Below are 22,921 nucleotides of genomic sequence, written 5' to 3'. Positions count from 1 at the left end.
TCATCCCAACCGCTATTTCTTCATCCCGACCCGCCGCCGCATCTCGGCGGTGATCGACTGCCGGGTTTTCTTCAAATCCTTCCAAGGCTCATCACCGACCTCGGCCAGGCGTTCATGCACAGTGTGCACGTTCCACTGATTGCCACCCTTGAGCTCGCCCACCTCTTCGCGAAAGATCGGCACCGACACCGGCAGCCCTTCGCGGGTGCGCACGGCGTAGGCGCAGATGGTCGTGGCGCCCAGACCATTGCGCAGGTAATCGATGAAGATCCGCCCGACCCGGTTCTTCGGGCCCGACACGGCGGAAAAACGCTCCGGCAGCAACTTGGCCATGTGGCTGACAATCGCGTGACTGAAGTCTTTCACCTCATCCCAACCCAGCTTGCGGGTCAGTGGCACCACCAGGTGAATCCCTTTGCCGCCGCTGGTCTTGAGGAACGCCTTGAGCCCCAGTTCATCGAGTACCGAGAGGGTCAGTTGAGTCGCCTCGACCATGCTTTTCCAGGGCAGCGCCGGGTCCGGGTCGAGGTCGAGGACGAAGCGGTCGGGTTTGTCGAGGTTGTCCGAGGTGGCGTTCCAGGTGTGCAACTCGACGGTGCTCATCTGCACGGCGCCGACCAGGGCTTCGGCGTTGTTGATGATCATCACCGGTTGGCCGGTGATTGCCTTGTCCAGGGTGGTGATTCCCGGAATGGCCAGGCGCTCGGCGTTCTTCTGGAAAAACAGTTCGCCGGCGATGCCGTCCGGCGCGCGTACCAGCGCCACGGGCCGGTCCTTGAGCTCAGGCAAAATCCATTCGGCGACGCTGGCGTAATACTCCGCCAGTTGCACTTTGGTGGTGCCGCTGCTGGCGTCGATCACCCGGTCCGGGTGGGTGATTCGGACCTTGCCCTCGCCCAGGCCGATTTGTGAGGGCGCGGGCGCGGCTTTCTTTTTGGCAGGGGTGGAAGGTTTTTCGGCAGTGGTTTTTTTCGCGGCTGAAGTCTTCACGGCTTTCGGACGCTCCTCGGTAATGTCTTCGGCAGGTTTGTCGTCACGCAGGCCATGGAACACCGCATGACGGACTGAACCTTCTTTGGTCATTTCGGCAAAAGCGACCTCAGCCAGCAGCGTGGGCTTGAGCCAGTGCACACCCTTGGCGTCAAAACCGCTCGGCGGGTTGACCACTGAAATCTTTTTGGTTTGCAACGGTTTCAGTTGCTCGTAAATGCGCTTGAGCGTCGTCTCGTTGAACCCGGTGCCGACCTTGCCCGCGTAACGCAACTCACCGCTGTCGCGGTCATGCAACCCCAGCAGCAGCGCACCGAAGGCATTGCGCGAGCCTTTCGGGTCAGTGAAACCGACAACCACAAATTCCTGCCGATGCTTGCACTTGAGCTTGATCCAGTCGCTGCTCCGTCGAGAAACGTAAGGCGAGCCCAGACGTTTGCCGATCAGCCCTTCCATCTGCATTTGGCAGGCGCTGTTGAGCAGCGCTTCCGGTTCTTCACTAAAGGCATCGGAGAAGCGCAGCAGCGGATCTTTGTTGGGGTTGAGCACTGTCGACAGCGCAACCCTTCGCTCCTCGACCGGCACCTCGCGCAGGTCCACGCCGTTGAGGTAAGGCATGTCGAACAGGTAGTAGACGATGTTGCCGCTGCGGCCCGAATCGAAGGCGTTTTGCAACGCCTGGAAGTCCGGCACGCCCTGCTCGTCGGCGACCACCATTTCCCCGTCGAGCCAGGCGGATTCGAGACCCAGCGCCGCCAACGCCTCGGCTTGTCTGGGCAGTTTGTGGGTCCAGTCGTGGCCGTTGCGGGTGAGCAATTTGACTTCGTCGTGGTCGATGCGCGCCATGATCCGATAGCCATCGAACTTGATCTCATAACTCCACTCGCCGCCCGGGGCTTTTTCGACCAGCGTCGCCAGTTCCGGTTTGAGCAGCTCTGGCAATTTGGCTTTGCGGGCGCCCGTCAATGGCGCCGACTTTTCCTTGCGCGCCGGGGTAGCGGGTTTTTTGACGGGTTTGGGTTTGGCAGCGGTCTTCGGCTTTTTGGCAACGATGGTCCGGTCACTGAGCACGCTGTCGGGCTCGGCGGCGACCACGTCGTAATCACTTTCGGGTTTGGCCGCGCCGTCCTGATGCTTGATCAGAAACCATTGCTCCTGCTTGCCCGGCATGTGCGTGCGCACCAGGTTCCACAGGCCGCCGAGCTTCTCGCCCTTTAGTTCGAATTTGAGCTTGCCCTTGGCGTACGCCTCGGCCGGATCGTCCTGAGGAATCCACACCCCCCGGTCCCAGACAATCACATCGCCGGCACCGTAATGCCCTTCTGGAATGCTGCCCTCGAAGGTGGCGTAATCAATTGGATGGTCTTCGACGTGCACCGCCAGGCGCTTGACCTTGGGGTCCAGTGATGGGCCTTTGGGCACTGCCCAGCTTTTCAGTGCACCATCGAGTTCCAGGCGAAAATCGTAATGCAGGCGCGAGGCGTCGTGCTTCTGGATGCAGAACTGCAAGGCATGGTCTTTCGCGGTTTTTTTGGCCGAACGTTTACTGGCGGCCGGTTCAGAGGTCGCCGAGAAATCGCGCATGCGATTGTAATCGTCCAGGCTCCTGGTCATGGCGCACCGGCTGACGTAACGGTGCCCCCGATGCCCGGGCCGATACGCGTGACGATCAAGGCGACGACGGCAATTCGTTCCACCCGCTGATAGCCAGGGGTCAACAGTTCTTCACCGAACACATCGGGGTCGAGTTCGCGGTAAGTCCAGCCTAACATCGGCGATTCCAGATACGGAGTCACCGCATCCAGAAACGGGTCGAGACCATCGATCATCGCCACGCCGGTGTACAGCACCAGAGACCCACCGGGGGCCAATCGATGCAGGGCTTGCTCGACAATGCGCAACGACAATTGCGCGCCCAGCGCCCCGCCGCCATGCCGGTAAGCACGCTCGGCCGGGTCGGCCATGTAGGGCGGATTGGCGACGATCAAGTCGAAGTGGCCGTCGACGTCCTGCAGCACGTCGCTGGCCTCGATGCTGACGTTAGCCACCTCGGCGAGCGCGACGTTGACCGCCGTCATGCGTAACGCCAACGGGTTGATGTCGACGGCCAGCACCTCGGCTTCACGGCGGGCGCGGGCCATCACAATCGCTCCGACGCCAGCGCCGCAACCAATGTCCACGGCGCGCCTGATCGGCGCGAAGCTCTGTTGCAGATGGGTGTGAATCAGCTGAGCAAAACGATAAGTGTCGGGGCCGAAGAACACCGCGTCAGCAGCCTCAGTGGGGTAACCCGAATGCACGAACAACAGGTCATCGAGGCTTGACCAGCGCACATGACTTTTCAGTCGACCATTGCATTCCTCGAGGACGCCTGCCTGTTGCAACTGCCGCTGCTCATCCACCGACAACAGTCCGGGCTCAAACGGCCGCGACCAGCCAAATACTTCGCGCAGGGTCCGGGCGCTTTGCCCGAAGGAGCGATCATTGACCCGCTGATGGGTCAGCGGCGTTGGCGTGATGAAACGGTAACCGTCGGCCTGCAAGCGGCGCCCCAGTTGCAACAAGGCCAGATCGGGGGCGCTAAGGTGTTCTTCCTGATTCATGACGGGCTCCCTATCGAAAACCGGATTTGAGTTCGATGAACCGTCGCGTGGCCATCAGGCCAGCGGGGTGGGCGTGCCGATGGGCAGACAACCACGGAATCAAGACGTGCATTTGCTCGTCGGCGGCAAGCCCTTTAAGTGTAGCGTGCAGGCTTTGGACATCCGGGTCATTGACGGGCACTGGTGGTTTGGTCGCGGCACTGCTACCGCGTCGAACCGCTGCCGGCGCTCGCTCAGGTCGCCAGTCCCCGGCAATCCAGTCGTGCAGCAGTTGTTTTTCGTAAGGGTTGAACACCCCGAACATCGCCGCGCCGTCGCCATCGACCAATTGCCAGAAACGGCTGGCTTGCGGGTCCTGGTGACGCTTGATCCAGCCCTTGTTTTCCATCGCGATGAGGAAGCCTGGCAACTGCTCCGGCGACGACAGCCATTGATTGACGGTCTTGCCTTCAAACCGGCAGTAGTCGGAATGCATGTGCTGACCAAACGGGCGCTTGCGTTCAAGCATGCTCAGCAACTCGCCGTACAGGTCGAACGACTCGATGATCGCGCGACTGCCCCGCCCCAGATCGTTGAGCCGATAACCCAACGCAACCCTGCGCAGAAAGTCTTCACGGTCGCCTTCCACCGGCAACAATTGCAGCACCGACCGCACGGCCTTTTGCGCGTGGCCGGTGCTGGCATTGTCGATGGTCACGTGCAGGGTGAAGTAATACGGATCGATGCCCAGCTCGCTGAGTTCATAGGCGCTGATCAGCAAATGCAGCGGCAGTTGTTCATAACCGAGGTTATAGCCGATCACTTCCGGCAAAAAATCGTCGCTGCAATAACCCAGCGCCAATTGCACCGCGCCTTGCAAGTAACGCTCGTCCGGGATGAACGCGCAGTCCAGCAAGCCATGCTCGGCGAGCAGCTTGCGGTAAATCACCACATGATTTTGCGCCGGGTTGCCGTCGCCCAGCTCTTCCAGATAGGTGCAAATCAGGCCTTCGAAACGCGGGTCATGCCAGTGCCGCAGCAGCCCATACAGCCACGCGCCGTCCACCAGTTTGGTCGGGGCAACGGCTTGCAGGAAAAACAATGCGTTCGCCTTGTTGGTGAAGAACTGCCGAGGCCCGCCGTCCTTCCGTGTTTGCAGGTAGTCGGCGTATTGGCGAGCCACGTCGGCGCAGTGCTGTTCGACAAAGGTTTGCAGTGCCGACAGGTCTCTCGGCATGTCCTCAGGCAGGTCCGTTGCGTGCGCAAGTTGAGCCTCGAGAAAGGTTTTACCGAGTGCGCGCTGGTGTTCGATATCGTCGCTCAGCAATAACTGTTCGTAGATAGTTTTTAGGCTGCCGGCGGTCAGGATCGTGCGTTCGTGAGCCGGCTGGGCTTCAAGTCGTGTCAGGGCAGTCATGGGCGTGTCTCTCGGTCTGAGGCCAGTGGCAGGACGCTGAATCAGCACGTCTCTACATCAGCAGAGCAATTCGCCCGGAAAAAAATTCAATCGGCGTTGAAATTGCCCGGACAGACGGGCAAGTGGCGCGGCACCCGGCGCCAGATCAAGTGAATATACTCAGCGAGTGTGGACACACCCTTCGGAGAGCAATCATGCGAACGGTTCATGTCATCGAGCCCGAGAAAACCCCTGACCCGGTCAATGTCGTGGGTGAGGCCATCACCATTCTTGCGGGCGGGGATCTGAGCAAGCCTTTTGAAATGCATATCCAGGAAGGCGTGCAAGGCGGCGGGCCGCCCCCGCACTTTCACCCTTGGGACGAAGCGTTCTACGTCATCGACGGGCAGGTGGAAGTGACGGTTGCGGGTAAATCCACCACCGTTTCGCCTGGGGGATATGTGCATATTCCCGGTGGGACTGTTCATGCTTACAAGAATGTCAGCGCGACGGCGAAGATGATCGGTGTGGTGTCTGATCCACGCGGTGGCCAGTTCTTTGCGGCGGTGGATCAGCTTAAAGTGCCGGAGGATCTTTCGCGGATACTTGAGATCGCCGAAAACCACGGCGTTACCTTCCTGGTGCCGAAAAACGCCTGAAACCCGGTAAAGGCCAGCACCCTCGTTTCCAGACTCCGCGTAGAGACGAGGGCAAGATCGACTGTTTTCAGCTCAGATTCCCGCAGAAAGCATTCTGATTTCCATCAGCCGGATTTTCACGCACAACCAACGCATAGCCGCCAGTTCGAAGCGTATCGACAGCTACAGGTGCGCTTTTATAGAAGTACTGGAGCGATGACGGCGAATAGAACCTCGCATTGGGGCCGTCGTTAAGGTCAAAGGCTGGTTTCGAACCCAGGCTCGCACAACTGCCCGGATAGATGTAGGCCTCCAAACGGCCTGGTAATGCGCTGCCCATGGTCTTGCCCTTGACGGCAAACCAGAACACGGTCGCACTGCCATTGGGCATCATGGTCGTCTGGGCGATACTCCCGGCATTTGTGGGAGTAGCGTGCAAGGGAACGTTGATGACTTGACGATCAGGTACTGTGGAGCACCCTAGGATCCACCCGACCGCAACCACTAACGTCAGCGAAGATACGATTTTCATCGTGAAACTCCCGCTTTGAAAGGACGCGTTGAAGTAATCCCCCGATAAATTTTAGCCGACTGGGAAAAACCGGGTTTTTTTCCGATGGTCGGTCGCAGTAGTCGATCACGCTGACCAGATAAAAAAGACGACCTTCACACACGCAAAAGCTGTGGGAGCGAGCTTGCTCGCTCCCACAGAGGTTGCGGTGTTCACACCCTTAACTGACCGGCATTACCTTCATCATCAGGCCACGCCACCTTTGGCCTGCTGCTCCAGATGCACTTGCAGCTCCGGATCGATACTCAGCGCCGCAGCCAGTTCATCCAGATAGCTACGTTCGGCGTCCTGCTGATCGTCCACCAGCATCACACTGGCCAGGTACATCTCCGCCGCCATGCCGGAATCCGTGGCCGACTGCGCCACATCGGCGGCGTCCAGTGGCCGCGCGACTTCGTCATCCAGCCATTGCTGGAGCTCTGGGTCATCCGTGTGGCGGCCGATTTCGGTGCTGATCATCTGCTTCTCGGCGTCATCAATCCGGCCATCGGCTTTCGCCGCCGCAATCAATGCCCGGAGAATCGCATGGCTGTGGTCCTCGACTTCCGGGCCGGACAACAGGTCGACAGTGCGCGGTGCCTGTTGCGGCGCCGAGGCCTGGCTGCGTTGCCAGGCTTGATAGGCCTGGAATGCCATCATTCCGAGCGAAGCCAGCGCCGCATAGTTGGTGCCGCCACCCGAGCGAGTCTGGGTCGACCGGGTCTGGGTCGAACCGCCCATGGCGGAGCCACCGCCCAGCAGACCACCGAGCAAACCACCCAGGCCACCGCCCCCGGCGCTTGAACTGGCACCACCGCCCAACAGGCCACCGAGCAATCCACCGAGACCGCCGAGACCACCTTGGGCCGACGCGCCACCGCCACCCTGTTGCGACATTGAGCCTTGGCCGGCCCTTAGTAATTGTTCGAGCAAATCGCTGGTGTTCATGACGATGTCCTCATCGGTTGGAGTGGTCCAGTCAGGCAACGATAGTCCTCGCCGGCAAATGCGCCACCACCGTTTGGCTGACGTGAAACCCTTATTGCCCTTGACCCCGATGACCATCGGCTGCGAGTGTTCTACCCTCGCCAACCCGATGCCCACAGGATCAACGAACACATGGACCGCCACCTGATTGTCGTCAGCGACGTCATCGAACCTGAAGTCGAACAAGTACTCAGCGCCGGGCTGAGTGCCTTCAATGATCAGATGACCGGCATCAACGACCGCCAGTCGCTGGCGGTCACGATCCGCGATCCGGATACCCATCAGGTGCTGGGCGGTATTACCGGGCGTACGTCGCTTGGTCTGCTGTTTCTCGATTTGTTCTACTTGCCCGAGTCACTGCGCGGCTCCGGGCTTGGCTCTCAACTGCTTAAAGCGTACGAGGACGAAGGTCGTCGTCGTGGTTGCCGCTCGGCGGTGCTCTATACCCTCAGTTTCCAGGCCCCGCAGTTCTATGAAAAATACGGCTGGCAGCGCTTCGGCGAAGTGCCCTGCGACCCGCCAGGCACGAGTCGGGTGTTCATGAGCAAGGCCCTGTGAATGAACCTGTCTGTAGCCGATCAATCCGCCGATGACCGCGCTTGAATAAAAGCTGTCGCCCTGCGCCGATGTTTCATTTAATACCTCCGGATTTATCTAGGGTATTTTTTTGCGGCACAGCTAAGATTTACAGATGGTGAACCTTATCCCCGGATACCCGGTCGATACATGCAACCTGACTTGGTTTGCCGACACCCCCAATTGAAGGGGTGATAACAGGCTTGCTTCACTTTCTGGAGAACGCCCCCGTGATATCGACCCTACACATCGCCAGGCTCAAAGCATGGGGCGCCCATGGTTTTACTGCCACCGGCGTGGTCACTGCCTTCCTCGCGACCCTCGCCCTGCTGGAAAACCAGGCCACAAACTGCCTGCTATGGCTGGGCGTCGCCCTGATCGTCGATGGGCTGGATGGCGCGTTGGCACGCAAGGTCAATGTCCAGTCGGTACTGCCAAGTTTCGATGGCTCGATCCTCGATCTGGTCATCGACTACCTGACGTACGTGTTTATCCCCGCGCTGTTCATTTATCGTTACATCCCCTTGCCGGACTACACGCTGCTGCTGTCCGTGTCGCTGATTCTGGTCTCGTCGCTGTTTTGCTTCTGCAACGTCAACATGAAGAGCAAGGACAACTACTTCCAGGGCTTCCCCGCCGCCTGGAACGTGGTCGCCCTGTGCCTGTACATCATTGCCCCGTCGCCGTGGATCACTTTTCTCACCATCATCGGCCTGGCGCTGTTGACCGTGACCCGGATGAAGTTCCTTCACCCGTTCCGCGTGCGCAAGTTCATGCCGATCAACATCGCCGTGACGGCCATCTGGCTGCTGTGCAGCTTGTCGCTGGTGGTCAACCATCCGGTGATCAACCCGATGGTGATGGGGCTTTGGCTGCTGATGTCGGCTTACTTCCTGGGGATCTGCATCTGGCGCACGACGCTGGAGTGGTTCGAAAGCTCGCGGTAATAAAGGAATGTAGAGCGTGGCCGATTTCTTCCGCACACTGCAGAAATCGGCCATAAGAGGGAACACATCGACCATGCCCATCCATATCGTGCGCCTCGGTTCACCGCGCGCCGCCAATGAAGGCCTGCGGCTGGGCACGGTGCGTCGCCCACCGCGTGGCGTGCCCAAGGCCGAGTTTGCCAGTCGTGACTTTTATGATGTGTGGCAGCCGCTACTGTCTCCGAGTGCAGAGCTGGTCGCAGAAGCCAAAGCGGCGGAAGACGCCAAGTCGTGGGAAGCCTTCAAGCGCAAGTTCAAGACCGAAATGAACCACCCGGCGCCCAGCCAGTTGCTCGATTTGTTGGCGGCGTTGTCCCATCAAACGTCACTGGCCATTGGCTGTTACTGCGAAGATGAAGCGCATTGCCATCGGTCGGTATTGCGGGAGTTGTTAGAGGCGCGAGGTGCACAGCTCAAATAGTCGCTGGCGCAGGCTACTGCGACATTGACCGCTCAAGATCGGGCTAAAGGATTTCGGTAAACACAAGGATTGGGATCTTCAAATGAGTAACCAGATTCGACTCGCCACCCCTGACGATGCGACAGCCATCAGCCGGGTCATCATTCAATCGCTGCGCCAGTCCAATGCCCTGGACTACCCGCCCGACGTCATCACCCAGGTAGAGAAAAGCTTTTCTACCGTGGCCATCCGCGCCTTGTTGAGCCAACGTCAGGTCTTTGTCGCCACCATCGATAAGCGTGTAGTCGCCACGGCCAGCCTTGATCAAGACGTTGTGCGCAGCGTATTCGTTGACCCAGGCCATCAGGGGCGCGGACTCGGCAGGCAGTTGATGGCAAAGATTCAATCTGTCGCCCAAGCTGCAAAAATCGAGGTGCTGCGCGTCCCCTCCTCCATTACCGCAGAAGCCTTTTACTTCAAGCTGGGTTATCGAAAGATCCGCGACGAATTTCACGGGGCCGAGCGCACGATCATTATGGAGCGGCGTTTGACGTCCATTGTCGACGCGTCAAACTAACGCCCCCCTAAACAGCCTGTTGCGCGAACAACAGGCATGTTCACTAACAGGCTGTCGAAAATGACTACATGTTGATGCCGTGCCTGTAGCTTAGGCTGGCTTGAAACAGTACGCGGCCAGCTTGTTACCGTCGAGGTCGCGGGCATAAGCGGCATAGGCGTTGGGTGCCCAGCCTCGTGGCCCCGGCGCACCTTCGTCAGTGCCGCCGCTGGCCAGAGCGGCGGCGTGGAACGCGTCAATGGCGGCTCGATCCGGTGCTTCAAAGCTGACGGTGACCCCGTTGCCCACGCTGGCCGGAGCGCCATTGGCCGGTTTCAGCACGAAGAAGGACGGGGCGTTCTGCCCCCAGATCGAGCCATTGTCATCCAGGTCAGCGATACGCTTCTGGCCTAGTGCTCCGAGCACATTGTCGTAAAAGTCGCGGGCTTTTTGCAGATCGTTGGTACCGACGGTGACGTGAGTGAAGATGGTCATCTTAATGTTCTCTTTGGTAGAAACGCAGTGGGTGGGTATTGCAGTTTTGCCCGGGAGAGACTCGCCCCGGCGGCCATCGCCAAGCTGATTGAGTCAGCGTTCGAAATGGATCACGGTGCGAATGCTCTTGCCTTCGTGCATCAGGTCAAAGGCCTTGTTGATGTCCTCCAGACCCATGGTGTGAGTGATAAATGTATCCAGCGGAATCTCACCCTGTTGAGACTTCTCGACATAGCTGGGTAGTTCGCTGCGACCTTTCACTCCGCCAAAGGCCGAGCCGCGCCAGACGCGGCCGGTCACCAGCTGGAACGGTCGGGTACTGATTTCCTGGCCGGCACCGGCGACCCCGATAATGACCGACTCGCCCCAGCCCTTATGGCAGCACTCGAGGGCAGCACGCATCAGGTTGACGTTGCCGATGCATTCGAAGGAGTAATCCACACCTCCCTCGGTCATCTCGACTATTACGTCCTGGATCGGCGTGTCGTAATCCTTCGGATTGATGAAGTCGGTGGCACCCAATTGCCTGGCGATCTCGAACTTGGCCGGGTTGATATCGATCGCGATTATTCGCCCCGCCTTGGCCATGGTGGCGCCGATGATCGCTGCCAGGCCGATGCCGCCAAGACCAAAGATGGCCACGCTGGCGCCCTCCTCCACCTTGGCCGTGTTGAGCACCGCGCCAATCCCGGTCGTTACACCGCAACCGAGCAGGCAAACCTTCTCCAGTGGCGCTTCCTTCGGGATTTTGGCCAGCGAGATTTCTGGCAGTACCGTGTACTCGGAGAACGTCGAAGTGCCCATGTAGTGGAAGATGGGTTGGCCCTTGTAGGAAAAACGGCTGGTGCCATCTGGCATCAGGCCTTTGCCCTGCGTGGCGCGAATTTTCTGGCAGAGGTTGGTCTTCCCGGACGTGCAGAATTTGCACTCCCCGCATTCCGGGGTGTAGAGCGGGATCACGTGATCGCCCACCTCTACAGAGGTCACGCCCTCACCGACGGCCACGACGATGCCGCCGCCCTCATGGCCGAGAATGACTGGAAAGATACCTTCCGGATCCGCGCCGGACAGGGTAAACGCATCGGTATGGCAGACACCGGTGGCGATGATGCGTACCAGCACCTCCCCGGCTTGTGGTGCTGCCACATCGACTTCGACAATTTGCAGGGGTTGGTTGGCTGCAAAAGCTACGGCAGCTCGTGATTTGATCATATTCATAATTCCCGGGCGCAAAGAGGCGCCGCCTCTTTGTAGAAACAAGAAAAATCGGTACTGAGATTGTGTTTACGCAGATGAAGCTGAGGGACGTTACACAGGGCAGGCGTCCTTGCCCCTTTGCCGATTAGAGCGATGCGTCGATTTTTTTCGCGACGGCTTCACTGACCCAGGCGTGCCACACTTCCGGGTGTTCCTTGAGGAAAATCCTGGCCAGTTTGGGGGATTCGATGCGTTCCTTGGTCATCCTCGCCAGGTTCTGATTCAACAGATCGATGGGGATGTTGACCTTCTCCAGAACCGCAACCAGTTCTGGCGCCTGCTCATGAAAAGCTTTGGAGAGTCCGACTTTAGTGATGACGCTTTTGTCGACCCCCGGCTTCTCTTCCAGTCTTATCGCATCGATCTGCCCCATCAGCGGCGTCGGTGACCAGTAATAAAACAGCACAGGTTCACCGCGCTTATAGCTGGACAGTACAGCCGCATCCAGTGCAGCGCCGGTTCCCGGGCGGAAGTTGGTGTAGGTGCTTTCAAGACCGTATTCTTTCAACATCTCGGTATTGTCCTGTTCACAAATCCACCCCGCAGGACAATTGTAAAAACGTCCTTTGGAAGGCTCCTCCGAGTCTCGAAAAACCTCTGGGTATTTGCTCAAGTCGGCAACCGACTTGAGGTCTGGAGCGCGAGCGGGTTTATTGCGTTTAGCGTCCCCCTCAACCACATAACGCGGCACGTACCAGCCCTGGACTGCACCGATGATCGGTGAGCCAACTGCAATGACCTTTCCAGCGGCCGCGGCTTTCTTCCAGACTTCACTACGCTCCATCCACTCTTCGCCAAATACTTGAATGTCGTTACTGGCCAGGGCGGTCTCCAGAATGATGGTGTTACCCACCAACTGGTCGGTTTCGCAGCCGTAGCCATCCTTGAGAACGATCATCATGATGTCGGTGAGGAGCATCCCGCTCTCCCAATTCAGACCGGCAAATTTCACCGATTTGCCTGACTCGCACCACCCTGAAGCCTGACTTGAAGCGCTACCGACGAGTAAGCCAAGGCTGAGTAACGAGGCCAGCAAGTTCTTCTTGTATTTCATGATCAGACGCTCCGAAACATTATTGGGGGCAGGGAGCTCTTGCTTGCTACAAAAGAGGCAAGCGAGTGCCATCAGATCTAACGTGGACAGGTGCCTGTGCATACACGTGAAGCGATGGAGTGAGTGAATAGCTTTATTGTTAGTGGGGTAACTTAATTCAAAGGCTCTACCGTGGTACGCCCGTAAAACAATTGACGGGCATAGGCGCTGAACTCGACATTTGGCTGATCCACGTAAGCAAATACAGCGTTGAGTCTTAACCTGTCCCCCACCACCGGCGTCACACGATGCAGTGAATAGCGGCCGCGAAACAATGTCAGTGTTCCAGGCACTTGAGGCAGAACCTCTATCTGCTGGGTGTCGGGGTTATCAAGGAATTGCCTGACCGCGTCATAACAGTCGTCGTCCTCATTGCGAAGCATGCGTACATATTCAAAATCCCCGCCGGCACTTGCGGCCTGGAGTGACAGCGTGACGCTGAAGTCGGAGCGATCAAAGTGCCAACCCAATTGCTGTCCCGTCGTAAAGCCCTGCAAGTTAAGCGCGGCTAACGGATCTGCATGGCGATAGAGCGTGTCCAGACCCAACACGTCTTTGATGAAAGAGAGCACTTCCTCCGATTCATAGATCCGCCTGATCACGTTGTCGGCAGGAATATCCGCGTAGGCGACAGTATCTTTTTCGGTTTTCATCAAACGCCGCAGGGGATGCCCTGAATCAACGCTTTCCTCTTGAGGTTTGAAATAAACCGTGTGGTTTTCCCGGAAGTGAAACATACGCGGGTGCAGTGCAAGCGTTTGATCCGCCATCGTCGCAACCGACTCATCACGGACGAATCCCGGGAAGATCGCGACGCCTTCCTGTCCGAGCAATGATTGGCTATGAGTGACCAGCGCCCGATAAGCGGGGTCGGTTCGATCGGTAATGGGATAACGCTCTAGGTCGATGACATCGCCCAGGGTTATGGCGGGTGTGAGTGGCAGCATAGGCATGATTATTGGTCTCCGGTGGCTCTTGCTGGAGTCAGATTGCATCGGAGGCAAAAACAAGTCACGCTCATATTTTTACGCTATTTTGTGAATTATTTTCAGGTCGCGCCCTATGAGACTCACCCTGGATCACCTCGTGATGCTGCAAACCTTGTCGGAAGTCGATTCGGTAACCGCTGTGGCCGAGCGTCTATGGCTGACGCCTTCAGCCGTCAGTCATCGCATGCGGGAGGCGGAACGCCGGCTTGGCGTGACCCTGACAGAGCGCTCAGGGGGAAAGTTGCGACTCAGCCCTGCGGGTGTGCGCCTGGAGCGAGCAGCAAGGGACATCATCGCGATTCTTAACGAAGCGGAGGCGGAGGCCAGATCCATGGCAGGCGGGGTCACAGCCTTTGTGCGTATGGGTGTCACCTCATACGGACCGTTTCGCTGGATTCCAAAATTTATCAAGCATTACTCCAGTCTTCGTCCAGACATCGAAATAACACTGGTGACCGTGCCCCGTAACGATGTTTATGCCAGCCTGATGCAAGGCAGGCTCGATGTGTCGATTATTGATGACGGTATGGTGCCGAGTGGTGTTGCCAAGTTGCCGCTTTTCCGTGACGACCTGATTGCGATCATGGCAACCGATCACCCACTGGCGCAGAGGAAAAACATTTATGCCGAAGACTTCAAAACTTACAACCTGGTGACGTATTCAACGGACCGCGCAAGCGGCTGGGAATATGACCGGTTCTTCGCGCCCGCGAGTATTTTGCCGCGCCGAATGATTACCGTGGAGTTGATTGAAGCCATCGTCGAACTGGTGCGCTCGGGATACGGAATCAGCATATTGCAACGCGACTTGGTCACGCCCAGCCTTGAGCGCGGAGAGCTTGCATGGGCAGCCCTGAATGACGGCCTGGATATCGCCTGGAACGCGATTATTCGCCCTTCCGAGCCCGAAGGCAGTGAAGTCAATCAACTGGTCACCGAGCTGACCAGTTGGATTAAACATGCCGGAAAATCCGAGAATGGCTACGCATAGCCAGAAAGCCCGAGACGAGCGTGGGCAAATTAGTCAGTGGCCTGTCTCCTCCTCCACCGGCACCTGCAATCCCACCTTGACGTTGCTCATGGAAACCAGCGTCTTGAAGCGCTTCACATTGTTGTTCTCGAAAAACAACTCACGCGTCAGTTCCGTGTACTGCTCCATGTTGCGCACCGCCAGCACCAGCACAAAGTCCCACTCCCCGGCCACGTAATAACACTGCTGCACCTGCGGGCAGTTGGCGAAGCTGCGCTTCATGGCGTCCAGCAAATCCAGACGCTCACTCTCCACTTCCACCTGGGCGACGATGGTCAGCGGGTAGCCGAGTTTCTCTTGATCCACCACAGCCACAGTGCCTTTGATGACGCCATCCTGAGTCAGGCGTTTAAGGCGGCGGTTAACGGCGGCCGAGGACAAATTGACCCGCGCGCCCAGTTCGCTTTGGGACAGGCCGGCGTCTTGCTGGACTTCGGCAATCAGCTTCAGGTCGAAGGCATCGAGACTCATGGTGTGGGGGCTCGCAATAAAATTGATGTAAACCGCATGAATGGGTAATGGAAGTGCGTCGACAGTGCCGATTTCAAGAAATGAGTGTGACAGCGGCGAGATATTATTTCACTCCACTGCCTACCACCTGGAGCCGACGATGCTGATCGCCAACCCCAACGCCAGCCGTAATACCTACCCCGATGACCTCAAGGCCATCCTGAACATTCGGACAGCCGCCGAAAGCCGCACCTGGCTGGCGAACTGGAACACCCTCAACCCCGCCGTCACACCCTTGTTCAGCCTGCCCGACCTGGCCGCCCATCTCGGTATCGCCGGACTCCTGATCAAGGATGAGTCGAGCCGTTCGCAGCTGGGCAGTTTCAAAGCACTAGGCGCACCGATTGCCCTGGTGCGGTTAATCCTGCGGCTGTTCCCCGAACACCCTTTCGAACCCCGGGGCCTGCTGATGGGCGACTACGGCGACGCCTTGAAAGACTTTACGGTGATCAGCGCCACCGACGGCAACCACGGCCGTGCCCTCGCCGCGGCGGCACAAAGTCTCGGTTGCCGTTGCGTCATTGTGCTGCACGCCAACGTCAGCATCGAACGGGAACAGGCCATCGCCGCCTATGGCGCACAGATCGTGCGAGTCCCCGGCAACTACGATGAATCGGTAGAAGAAGCCGCAGCGCTGGCTGTCGAGCACGACTGGCAGGTGGTGTCCGACACCTCCTACGAGGGCTACGAAGACATTCCTCGGGATGTGATGCAAGGCTACGGCACTATCGCCGCGGAAATCGTCGAGCAGGTCAGTGGCCAAGGCTTCACTCACGTATTCCTTCAGGGCGGCGTGGGTGGTCTGGCGGCGGGCCTCGCCAGTTATTTCTGGGAGCTTTATGGCACAGCACGACCGGCGATGATCGTCGTCGAACCGCAACAGGCCGACTGCCTGTTCCAAAGCGCCCTCGCCGGCCATGCGGCGAAAACCAAAGGCTCAGTGGACTCGGTGATGGCCGGGCTGGCCTGCGGTGAAACCTCGCCCCTGGCCTGGAAGTTCCTGCAGACCAGCATCGACCATTTCATGACGATTGAAGATGAGGATGCCGTCAACGCCATGCGCAGGCTGGCGCGAGGCAGTGATCGGGACGTTCCGCTGGTGGCCGGTGAGTCGGCGGTGGCCGGGCTCGCGGGGCTTGTCCAGCTGCTCAAGTCGCCACACCTGGCCGCTGAAGCAGGCCTTGATGAGTCTTCACGGATTCTGCTCATCAGCACCGAAGGCGCGACCGCTCCTACCGTTTACAGCGAACTGGTGGGAGAGACGGCTCTATCGGTTCTGCAACGCCAGCACATCTGGCTGCAACGAAAATAAGGTGTGGCAGGAGGTTATCAACTTGTCAGTAGAATGGGCTGCCATTCAAAACAGGTAGGAGTTGATCGATGCGCATCGCCTTGCTGTCAGACATCCATTTGTCCGTCAACGCGTTACCTTTTCCCGATGTGGATGCCGATATTGTCGTCCTCGCTGGAGACATCTCCCGACCGGCTGCGGCCATTGAGTGGGCCAAATCGTGCCCGGTTCCGATCGTGTACGTGGCAGGGAATCACGAGTTTTATGGCAGTGACTTGATCTCTACCTACGAGCACTTGAACAGGTTGTCGCAAGGCACACAGATCCACGTATTGGAACGCTCGGAGTATCTCCACAACGGTGTGCGGTTTTTGGGTTGCACCCTGTGGTCTGACTATCGACTTTTCGATTCTGCAGAGGATCGGGCACAGGGTGTTGATCTGGCGACGAAGCTCATGCGGGACTTCACCCACATAAAAATCTCGCCAGATTTTCCAGACCTTTTCAGCCCGGCAGTTTCCCAACTGATTTTTTTACAGACAGTCGCCTGGCTGGAAGACTGCTTCACCCGCGACAGAACCACTCCCACGGTGGTGGTTTCGCATTTTGCACCGACACGGTTGAGCATAAGTCCGCTGTTTGAGAGTTCGCCGATTAACGCGAGTTTTGTTTCAGACCTCGAAGACCGGATCAAGGTCTGGCAGCCGGCACTTTGGCTGCATGGCCATACCCATGGGAGCTTTGACTACCAGGTGGGCAAAACTCGCGTCATTTGCAACGCCCGGGGCTATGCCAAAAATGGCATTAATGAAAATCCGGAATTTAATCGCTCATACGTGATTGACCTGGATATCTGAGGCAACGCGGCCCTGCCTCCTGGAAGCCGGGTCCAGAAAACCGAGCAAGGCCTGCCGGGTGTCTTGCCAGGCCGCGACATGTTCCATATCGAGGAAGTGCCCGGCGTTCTTGATGGTATGGAACCGGGACTGCGACGCATGATCGGCGAACAGCCGGGCGTCTTCGACCGAGGTGTACTCATCCCATTCGCCGTTGACAAACAGCAGCGGTATTTCGATGGCAGCGGCACAGGCGACATAGCAATGGGTGTCTTGGGTCAGCACCTCATTGACGTGGAAATGCATCTGCCTGTACTCGTGCTCGTCCAGGCTTCTGACATGGCGATCATTAAAGCGTTTGAACAGCGATGGCAGGTGCTTGCCGATCGTGCTGTTGATCAAGCGACCGACATTGAGGCGGTCGCAAGCCTGGAGATGGTTCCGGCCGCTCTCCAGGTAATCGCGCATCGGCGTATTGATACGCGCTGCGAATGAATTGATCACCGCCTTCTCGATTCGTCGCGGCCGCTGAGCCAGCGCCAGCAAGGTAGCCGCGCCGCCCCAGGAAAAGGACAGCACGTGGTGCGCGCCAAAGTGTTCGATTAAATCCAGCAGTATCGCGGCCTCGTCTTCCTTTCGGATCGGTTGGCCGTGAAGGTTGTGTTCCTTCGACTGACCGGCGTAGGGCTGGTCGTAGAGAACCACATTGAATCGCGGCTGCAGGTAACGCACCGTTTGGGCAAAAGATGCGGTCGTTGCCAGTGAGCCGTTGACCAGAATGATGGTCTTGTCAGCGGCAGTGTTGAGATAGTGCTCGGTATAAACCTTGTACTTCCCGCAGATCTCGACGATGGCAGTTTTCGGCATCATGACATTTACTTCCTTGAACCCATTGGACTAAGCGCACAGCGTTTGGGATGCCCACAGGGCCCTATCGCAGACAGCAGAACACGTGGACCTGACAGCGAAGTGTCAGGCCAATACATAAATAACTCAGGGTGATTTTCAAGCGTCAACGCACAGGCCTCCTCGGGCTTAATCTGGCAACACGGACAAGCAACAACAGCGCGAGGGTGCTCGGATGGTTACCGTGACCAATGAGTCACTGACTGACCATATGTTCAGAGTTAAGCAGGGATTTCCTCGTCTGCAAGAACGCAGACGAGTTATTGCGTCGGAGACGGCGTGATGGTCGAACCTGGCTGTTGGCCCAGGCCTTGCTTTGGCATCTTTACGGTACCTGGCCATCTTTGCGGAATGTCGGGTGTTTATGCCTGACAGGGCTTGGTAGGCGAGCGCCGGTGCTGAGGCAGACCACCCCACTTTCAGGAATCTCCCCAAGGTTGGGGACTTTCGCCCGCCAGAGCTAGCTGGCTTATTTATTGCCAAGCTTCATTAAAGGCAGGCTGGCCACGCTCCGCGCGCAAAAACAAAAATAAAAAATCAACAAGGAAAACCCTACCTTGAAAATTTCAACAATCTGCGTCGCGGGCACCCTTTTGGTTTCGGTCGCGGCGTCTGCCACAGGGATTATTCCCGTCTTGGACCTGGACTTCACAAGGTCGGCTGCTGAAACGCTGAAAAAACGCGGCATCAACGACGCTTGTATCATTGCCGCGTCAAACCCGAAAACGTTCACCTATTGCCGAGAAGGATCGCCAACGCTCTGGAAGTATCAGGCTTTGGATCTGGAGCAACAGTCGGCGATCCTGAATGGCGAAAAGCGGCACCTGACAGACTACGGGCAAATCACCGTTGCGGAAGTCGATAGCGCAGCCTGCCAACAAGATAACTCTGTGCCATTGGTTAAACCGGCGATTGCTCGTGGGCTAGCCCTCGGCCTGATCACCCTGTTTCTGTTGATTGGTTTGCGATATACCTACCGGGCAAGTCGCCGCCCGTAAGCACAGACTCAAGAAGCAGTGCTATTTGACCAGTCGCGTTTCCTTGGAAGGCCTGTATCCGAAGTACGAGCTATAGCATTTGCTGAAATGGCTGGGCGATACAAAGCCACAAGCAACCAACACGTCCACCTGGGACAACTCTGTGTGCTGGAGCAACCTACGCGCCTCGGTAATCCGCAATTCCATGTAATACCGTTGCGGCGTTGTGCCCAGTTGTTCCTTGAACAAGCGCTCGAGTTGTCGACGCGAACGGCCTGCGTATACGGCCAACTGCTCCAACTCCAGAGGCTCTTCGAGGTTGGCATCCATCAGCTTCACCACCTCGCGTAATGGCGCACTCACGCAGACATTTTCAGTCGGTTTTATGCGCCGATAACGCGACTCCTCGAAAGCCAGGATGTCCTCGATACCCTCGACAAGTGCTTTGTCGTGCAACCCTTTGATCCAGTCCAGCGCCATGTGGAATGCCCCCGAGGGACTGGAAGCCGTGAGCCGGTCTCGATCGATGACGTAGGGCTCACTGGTGACATGCGTCGCCTTGGAGATTTCCGCGAGCGCGGGGCGATGTTCGGGGTGAATCGCGCAACGATATCCGTCAAGCAAGCCTGCCCTTCCCAGGAACCATGCGCCATTCCACAACCCGGCCAGACTGACACCCTGGTCTGATGCAGCCCTTAACAGGGAGATGAGTTCATCCGTCGCTTTGAGTTCTGTCCTGTAGCCGCCACAAATGACCAGAAGATCCAGGTCCTGGATCACTGAACAATCGAAACGGGTATCCGGGCGAATGACCAGGCCCAGGTCACTGACGACTTCCTCATCGGTCAAGCCGAACGTTCGGGAAGAGAACAACCCGGGTCGCAGAAGATTCGCGGTGACAATCGTATCCAGTGCTTGCGTGAATGCGGGCAGCGAGAAATGCTCAAGCAACAGAAATCCTGCCCGAACCATTTGAGTTTTCTCGTTGGGGTTCTCATTCAGATAGCGGAGATTTTTCCCCTTCATGCCTCCGCTAAATTGACGTCGCTCGATCAATGTTCGGCCTACTCGGTTACGTAACCCAACCTGTCGTTGGGCGCGTTGATAAACCTCAATGCTAACTGTAGAAGTTTCAAAACCACTAGCGCCATTTTGCGATTGATCAGGCATCGCAGTGATGTTCGCCGGCCTATTCGAGCGGTTGCCACACAAGGCAATCAGATCCCTGTTGCACGCCTGACTCAGGGATTTTCGAACTTTTGCGGACAAGCAGCTGACCTCGGAGAACCTCTTGAATCGCAGGCGTATCAGGGTTCTCCAATTGCGCGCAAATGATGCCGACCGCGCGACTCACCATATCGGCAACAGGTTGAACGTAAGTGGTCAGCGAAAAGACCGGCCAGGAGGCCAGGGCAATGTCATCGAAACCGACGATTGAAATGTCGTTGCCCGGTTTGAGCCCGAACTCCTCGCGAGCGACGTTAATGGCGCCCAACGCCATAATGTCATTCGCGCAAAAAATGCCGTCGGGTGGATTGGCGCTCGACAGCAGACGGCGAGTGGCGTCCATTGCGCCGTCAAACGTGTAATGACCCACTTCGCGCTGCGGCGCTGGATGACCGAGACGTTGCAGCGCGTCCGCAAAACCTTTTTCCCGATCGCGGCTGGTTGATGAGCTTTCCTTGCCGGCGATAAAAGCCAACTGACGATGGCTGCCGGCAACCAGAAATTGCGCAATTTCCATGCTGCCTTGGGCGTTGTCACTGGTCACGCTGGAGATGCTGCTGCTGTCATTTCTGCGGTTTAGCAGCACGACGGGCAAACCGATCTGTTTGCACTCTTCTGCAAAACGCGAAGACAGGCTGGCCGATACCAGAACCAGTGCCTCGACGCGGTAGCCGAGCACTTCTTCGAGCACCGGATCGGAGTCTTCGTGATTCGCGGTGGAGAACAACAAAACGCGATAACCCAGCTCTTCGAACGCCGCCGACAAAGCCTCCAGCACCGCCGAATAAAAGGGGTTCTCCATGCTGGGCGCGACCACGCCGATCAAGTTGGATCGGCGCTTGATCAGTGAGCGTGCCCACTGATTGGGGCGGTAACCCAAGGTCGCTGCCGCTTCCTCGACCTTCTTGCGCGTCTTCGGAGAAACACTGGCGCCCTTGGTAAAGGTTCGCGAGACCGCAGACTGGGAGACACCCGCCAATCTGGCCACATCATGGGCCGTGATCGGATGCCGGGGTTGCTCGTTGGAATCTGCCATTGCGTCTGCGCCCAATTTTGAAATGCCGATCATACCTGCCATTCACCGCGACGTGTGCTGCCTGGCCGTTCCGGGAGCAAACGCTTCAATCCCACCCTGCTTGATTTTCAGTTTTTTCCCCCTCCCCCTTTTCATCGCCGTTCGGAATGGCTTAGGATGACCCTTCATTGCATACGTATGCAAAACCAAAAACAACAACGCTCAGGAATTCATCCCATGGCTACTTGGCTCAAAAAAGGCGCGGAAGCATCCGTCATCAAATCGGCAGCTCGCGAAGTGCGTGACACGGTGGAAAAGACCCTGGCCGATATCGAAGAGCGCGGCGATGCTGCGATTCGAGACCTCTCTATCCGTTTCGATAACCTTGATCGGGAGGATTACCGACTCACCAGCGCCGAGATCGATGCCTGCATGGCGCAGCTGACCAAACGCGACATCTCCGACATCGAATTCGCCCAGACCCAAGTGCGCAATTTCGCTCAGCACCAACGCAACAGCCTGCAAGACCTGGAAGTCGAAACCCTGCCAGGCGTAATCCTCGGCCACAAAAACATTCCAGTGAATGCGGCGGGTTGCTATGTACCGGGCGGCAAATATCCGCTGCTGGCATCAGCGCACATGTCGGTGATCACCGCCAAAGTGGCCGGCGTGCCGCGCATCATCACCTGCGCCCCGCCTTTCCATGGCAAACCGGCCCCAGCCATCGTTGCCGCGCAGTACATGGCGGGCGCCGATGAGATTTACTGCCTGGGCGGGATTCAGGCGATCGGGGCCATGGCCCTGGGCACCAAGTCCATTGCTCCAGTCGACATGCTGGTCGGCCCGGGCAACGCTTTTGTCGCCGAGGCCAAACGCCAATTGTTCGGCCGGGTCGGGATCGACTTGTTCGCGGGTCCCACCGAAACGCTGGTGATCGCCGACGAAACGGTCGATGGTGAAATCTGTGCCACTGACCTGCTCGGTCAAGCCGAACACGGCCCGGATTCACCTGCGATTTTGCTGACCACGTCGGAAAAACTGGCGCGCGAGACCATGGCTGAAATCGAGCGCCTGCTGCAGATCCTGCCGACCGCCGGCATTGCCCGCCAGGCCTGGGAGAATTTTGGCGAAGTGATCGTGGCTGAAGACGAACAGGAAATGCTGGCCATCGCCAATGACCTGGCGTTCGAGCACGTTCAAGTCATGACCCATGACCCGGACTTCTTCCTGAAAAACATGCGCAACTACGGCGCGCTGTTCCTCGGCCCGCGCACCAACGTCTCCTACGGCGACAAGACCATCGGCACCAACCACACCCTGCCTACCAAGAAAGCCGCGCGTTACACCGGTGGTCTGTGGGTCGGTAAGTTCATCAAGACCTGCACTTATCAGAAGGTCATGACCGACGAAGCGTCGGCGATGATTGGTGAGTACTGCTCGCGCCTGTGTGCACTGGAAGGATTCTCCGGGCACGGCGAACAGGCCAACATTCGTGTCCGTCGTTACGGTCACAAGGATGTGCCGTACGCCGGAATCGCAGAGTAACAACACCTGGCTAAAAAGGGCCGCGACCGTTGCGCGGCCCAACAACAAAAAATCACAGCCAGTGCGCAGCCCATCCCTCGCCCCCTCTG

General features: G+C 57.8%; 23 protein-coding genes. 10 read left to right on the top strand and 13 right to left on the bottom strand.

All coding sequences use genetic code 11. The features are described from left to right. Positions 1 to 12: 12 nt before the first annotated feature. The 3 genes from ligD to ACA079_RS12020 are packed head-to-tail and all read right to left on the bottom strand — an operon-like array spanning position 13 to position 4,989. Positions 13 to 2,604 (bottom strand): DNA ligase D, encoded by a 2,592-nt coding sequence (gene ligD, locus ACA079_RS12030; protein WP_497703648.1) that lies wholly within the window; start codon positions 2,602 to 2,604, stop codon positions 13 to 15. Continuing rightward, complete coding sequence (locus tag ACA079_RS12025) at positions 2,601 to 3,593, bottom strand: methyltransferase (RefSeq protein WP_497703647.1); 993 nt, start codon at positions 3,591 to 3,593, stop codon at positions 2,601 to 2,603. The genes ligD and ACA079_RS12025 overlap by 4 nt, the downstream gene beginning before the upstream one ends. A 10-nt stretch (positions 3,594 to 3,603) precedes the next feature. Further along, positions 3,604 to 4,989 (bottom strand): iron-containing redox enzyme family protein, encoded by a 1,386-nt coding sequence (locus ACA079_RS12020; RefSeq protein WP_497703646.1) that lies wholly within the window; start codon positions 4,987 to 4,989, stop codon positions 3,604 to 3,606. Between the two features lie 194 nt (positions 4,990 to 5,183). Between ACA079_RS12020 and ACA079_RS12015 the strand changes: the two genes are divergently transcribed. Next, a complete protein-coding gene (locus ACA079_RS12015) occupies positions 5,184 to 5,627 on the top strand; it encodes a cupin domain-containing protein (protein ID WP_497703645.1) in 444 nt (147 codons plus the stop codon). 67 nt (positions 5,628 to 5,694) lie between these two features. Here ACA079_RS12015 and ACA079_RS12010 read toward each other — a convergent pair whose 3' ends face one another. After that, positions 5,695 to 6,138 (bottom strand): hypothetical protein, encoded by a 444-nt coding sequence (locus tag ACA079_RS12010; RefSeq protein ID WP_497703644.1) that lies wholly within the window; start codon positions 6,136 to 6,138, stop codon positions 5,695 to 5,697. Between the two features lie 225 nt (positions 6,139 to 6,363). Then, on the bottom strand, positions 6,364 to 7,104 hold the full coding sequence (locus tag ACA079_RS12005) for a tellurite resistance TerB family protein (protein ID WP_497703643.1): 741 nt from the start codon (positions 7,102 to 7,104) through the stop codon (positions 6,364 to 6,366). Positions 7,105 to 7,275: 171 nt separating this feature from the next. Between ACA079_RS12005 and ACA079_RS12000 the strand changes: the two genes are divergently transcribed. The 4 genes from ACA079_RS12000 (at position 7,276) to ACA079_RS11985 (ending at position 9,682) form a co-directional block, all read left to right on the top strand. Next, positions 7,276 to 7,701 carry a GNAT family N-acetyltransferase gene (locus ACA079_RS12000; protein WP_497703642.1) on the top strand — a complete coding sequence of 142 codons (426 nt, stop codon included), beginning with the start codon at positions 7,276 to 7,278 and terminating at the stop codon, positions 7,699 to 7,701. A 248-nt stretch (positions 7,702 to 7,949) separates the two neighbouring features. Next, entirely contained in the window at positions 7,950 to 8,666 is a 717-nt protein-coding gene (gene pcsA, locus ACA079_RS11995) for a phosphatidylcholine synthase (protein WP_497703641.1), read from the top strand. 73 nt (positions 8,667 to 8,739) lie between these two features. Beyond that, positions 8,740 to 9,126, top strand: coding sequence for a DUF488 domain-containing protein (locus ACA079_RS11990; RefSeq protein WP_497703640.1), 387 nt, complete (start codon positions 8,740 to 8,742; stop codon positions 9,124 to 9,126). 82 nt (positions 9,127 to 9,208) lie between these two features. Then, on the top strand, positions 9,209 to 9,682 hold the full coding sequence (locus ACA079_RS11985; RefSeq protein ID WP_497703639.1) for a GNAT family N-acetyltransferase: 474 nt from the start codon (positions 9,209 to 9,211) through the stop codon (positions 9,680 to 9,682). A 90-nt stretch (positions 9,683 to 9,772) separates the two neighbouring features. Here the strand turns inward: ACA079_RS11985 and ACA079_RS11980 are convergent, their stop codons facing one another. The 4 genes from ACA079_RS11980 to ACA079_RS11965 all read right to left on the bottom strand — a co-directional run bounded on the left by ACA079_RS11980 (position 9,773) and on the right by ACA079_RS11965 (position 13,459). Further along, the gene (locus tag ACA079_RS11980) at positions 9,773 to 10,156 is read right to left on the bottom strand and encodes a VOC family protein (protein WP_497703638.1); all 384 of its coding nucleotides are present in this window, start codon (positions 10,154 to 10,156) and stop codon (positions 9,773 to 9,775) included. Positions 10,157 to 10,249: 93 nt separating this feature from the next. Continuing rightward, a complete protein-coding gene (locus ACA079_RS11975; RefSeq protein WP_497703637.1) occupies positions 10,250 to 11,368 on the bottom strand; it encodes an S-(hydroxymethyl)glutathione dehydrogenase/class III alcohol dehydrogenase in 1,119 nt (372 codons plus the stop codon). A gap of 130 nt (positions 11,369 to 11,498) precedes the next feature. Further along, complete coding sequence (locus ACA079_RS11970; protein WP_497703636.1) at positions 11,499 to 12,467, bottom strand: ABC transporter substrate-binding protein; 969 nt, start codon at positions 12,465 to 12,467, stop codon at positions 11,499 to 11,501. 152 nt (positions 12,468 to 12,619) lie between these two features. Next, positions 12,620 to 13,459, bottom strand: coding sequence for a HalD/BesD family halogenase (locus ACA079_RS11965; RefSeq protein WP_497703635.1), 840 nt, complete (start codon positions 13,457 to 13,459; stop codon positions 12,620 to 12,622). A 109-nt stretch (positions 13,460 to 13,568) separates the two neighbouring features. Between ACA079_RS11965 and ACA079_RS11960 the strand changes: the two genes are divergently transcribed. After that, positions 13,569 to 14,486 (top strand): LysR family transcriptional regulator, encoded by a 918-nt coding sequence (locus ACA079_RS11960; RefSeq protein ID WP_140895396.1) that lies wholly within the window; start codon positions 13,569 to 13,571, stop codon positions 14,484 to 14,486. Positions 14,487 to 14,519: 33 nt separating this feature from the next. Here ACA079_RS11960 and ACA079_RS11955 read toward each other — a convergent pair whose 3' ends face one another. Beyond that, positions 14,520 to 14,996, bottom strand: coding sequence for an Lrp/AsnC family transcriptional regulator (locus ACA079_RS11955; RefSeq protein WP_497703634.1), 477 nt, complete (start codon positions 14,994 to 14,996; stop codon positions 14,520 to 14,522). A 139-nt stretch (positions 14,997 to 15,135) separates the two neighbouring features. Here ACA079_RS11955 and ACA079_RS11950 point away from each other — a divergent pair, with 139 nt between their 5' ends. Then, the gene (locus ACA079_RS11950) at positions 15,136 to 16,347 is read left to right on the top strand and encodes a diaminopropionate ammonia-lyase (RefSeq protein WP_497703633.1); all 1,212 of its coding nucleotides are present in this window, start codon (positions 15,136 to 15,138) and stop codon (positions 16,345 to 16,347) included. Positions 16,348 to 16,415: 68 nt separating this feature from the next. After that, on the top strand, positions 16,416 to 17,183 hold the full coding sequence (locus ACA079_RS11945) for a metallophosphoesterase (RefSeq protein ID WP_497703632.1): 768 nt from the start codon (positions 16,416 to 16,418) through the stop codon (positions 17,181 to 17,183). Here ACA079_RS11945 and ACA079_RS11940 read toward each other — a convergent pair. Next, entirely contained in the window at positions 17,157 to 18,032 is an 876-nt protein-coding gene (locus ACA079_RS11940; protein WP_497703631.1) for an alpha/beta fold hydrolase, read from the bottom strand. The genes ACA079_RS11945 and ACA079_RS11940 overlap by 27 nt on opposite strands. A gap of 593 nt (positions 18,033 to 18,625) precedes the next feature. Here ACA079_RS11940 and ACA079_RS11935 point away from each other — a divergent pair. After that, entirely contained in the window at positions 18,626 to 19,066 is a 441-nt protein-coding gene (locus tag ACA079_RS11935) for a hypothetical protein (RefSeq protein ID WP_497703630.1), read from the top strand. 21 nt (positions 19,067 to 19,087) lie between these two features. On the opposite strand, the gene ACA079_RS11930 is transcribed toward ACA079_RS11935, so the two are convergent. Continuing rightward, complete coding sequence (locus ACA079_RS11930) at positions 19,088 to 20,101, bottom strand: GlxA family transcriptional regulator (protein ID WP_415756856.1); 1,014 nt, start codon at positions 20,099 to 20,101, stop codon at positions 19,088 to 19,090. 133 nt (positions 20,102 to 20,234) lie between these two features. Further along, entirely contained in the window at positions 20,235 to 21,308 is a 1,074-nt protein-coding gene (locus tag ACA079_RS11925) for a LacI family DNA-binding transcriptional regulator (RefSeq protein ID WP_497703629.1), read from the bottom strand. A gap of 216 nt (positions 21,309 to 21,524) precedes the next feature. On the opposite strand from ACA079_RS11925, the gene hisD reads away from it, so the two are divergent. Then, entirely contained in the window at positions 21,525 to 22,832 is a 1,308-nt protein-coding gene (hisD, locus tag ACA079_RS11920) for a histidinol dehydrogenase (RefSeq protein ID WP_497703628.1), read from the top strand. Positions 22,833 to 22,921 lie beyond the last annotated feature (89 nt).

It is taken from the genome of Pseudomonas sp. LBUM1645 (assembly GCF_059716185.1).
Note: the sequence above shows the minus strand (reverse complement) of the source record. Positions and strands in the feature narration are given on the sequence as shown.

What these genes read in the sequence shown, in the direction of transcription:
- ligD (WP_497703648.1), bottom strand. Translation starts at nt 2,604, where the DNA reads ATGACCAGGAGCCTGGACGATTACAATCGCATGCGCGATTTCTCGGCG.
- ACA079_RS12025 (WP_497703647.1), bottom strand. Translation starts at nt 3,593, where the DNA reads ATGAATCAGGAAGAACACCTTAGCGCCCCCGATCTGGCCTTGTTGCAA.
- ACA079_RS12020 (WP_497703646.1), bottom strand. Translation starts at nt 4,989, where the DNA reads ATGACTGCCCTGACACGACTTGAAGCCCAGCCGGCTCACGAACGCACG.
- ACA079_RS12015 (WP_497703645.1), top strand. Translation starts at nt 5,184, where the DNA reads ATGCGAACGGTTCATGTCATCGAGCCCGAGAAAACCCCTGACCCGGTC.
- ACA079_RS12010 (WP_497703644.1), bottom strand. Translation starts at nt 6,138, where the DNA reads ATGAAAATCGTATCTTCGCTGACGTTAGTGGTTGCGGTCGGGTGGATC.
- ACA079_RS12005 (WP_497703643.1), bottom strand. Translation starts at nt 7,104, where the DNA reads ATGAACACCAGCGATTTGCTCGAACAATTACTAAGGGCCGGCCAAGGC.
- ACA079_RS12000 (WP_497703642.1), top strand. Translation starts at nt 7,276, where the DNA reads ATGGACCGCCACCTGATTGTCGTCAGCGACGTCATCGAACCTGAAGTC.
- ACA079_RS11990 (WP_497703640.1), top strand. Translation starts at nt 8,740, where the DNA reads ATGCCCATCCATATCGTGCGCCTCGGTTCACCGCGCGCCGCCAATGAA.
- ACA079_RS11985 (WP_497703639.1), top strand. Translation starts at nt 9,209, where the DNA reads ATGAGTAACCAGATTCGACTCGCCACCCCTGACGATGCGACAGCCATC.
- ACA079_RS11980 (WP_497703638.1), bottom strand. Translation starts at nt 10,156, where the DNA reads ATGACCATCTTCACTCACGTCACCGTCGGTACCAACGATCTGCAAAAA.
- ACA079_RS11975 (WP_497703637.1), bottom strand. Translation starts at nt 11,368, where the DNA reads ATGATCAAATCACGAGCTGCCGTAGCTTTTGCAGCCAACCAACCCCTG.
- ACA079_RS11970 (WP_497703636.1), bottom strand. Translation starts at nt 12,467, where the DNA reads ATGAAATACAAGAAGAACTTGCTGGCCTCGTTACTCAGCCTTGGCTTA.
- ACA079_RS11965 (WP_497703635.1), bottom strand. Translation starts at nt 13,459, where the DNA reads ATGCCTATGCTGCCACTCACACCCGCCATAACCCTGGGCGATGTCATC.
- ACA079_RS11960 (WP_140895396.1), top strand. Translation starts at nt 13,569, where the DNA reads ATGAGACTCACCCTGGATCACCTCGTGATGCTGCAAACCTTGTCGGAA.
- ACA079_RS11955 (WP_497703634.1), bottom strand. Translation starts at nt 14,996, where the DNA reads ATGAGTCTCGATGCCTTCGACCTGAAGCTGATTGCCGAAGTCCAGCAA.
- ACA079_RS11950 (WP_497703633.1), top strand. Translation starts at nt 15,136, where the DNA reads ATGCTGATCGCCAACCCCAACGCCAGCCGTAATACCTACCCCGATGAC.
- ACA079_RS11945 (WP_497703632.1), top strand. Translation starts at nt 16,416, where the DNA reads ATGCGCATCGCCTTGCTGTCAGACATCCATTTGTCCGTCAACGCGTTA.
- ACA079_RS11940 (WP_497703631.1), bottom strand. Translation starts at nt 18,032, where the DNA reads ATGATGCCGAAAACTGCCATCGTCGAGATCTGCGGGAAGTACAAGGTT.
- ACA079_RS11925 (WP_497703629.1), bottom strand. Translation starts at nt 21,308, where the DNA reads ATGGCAGATTCCAACGAGCAACCCCGGCATCCGATCACGGCCCATGAT.
- hisD (WP_497703628.1), top strand. Translation starts at nt 21,525, where the DNA reads ATGGCTACTTGGCTCAAAAAAGGCGCGGAAGCATCCGTCATCAAATCG.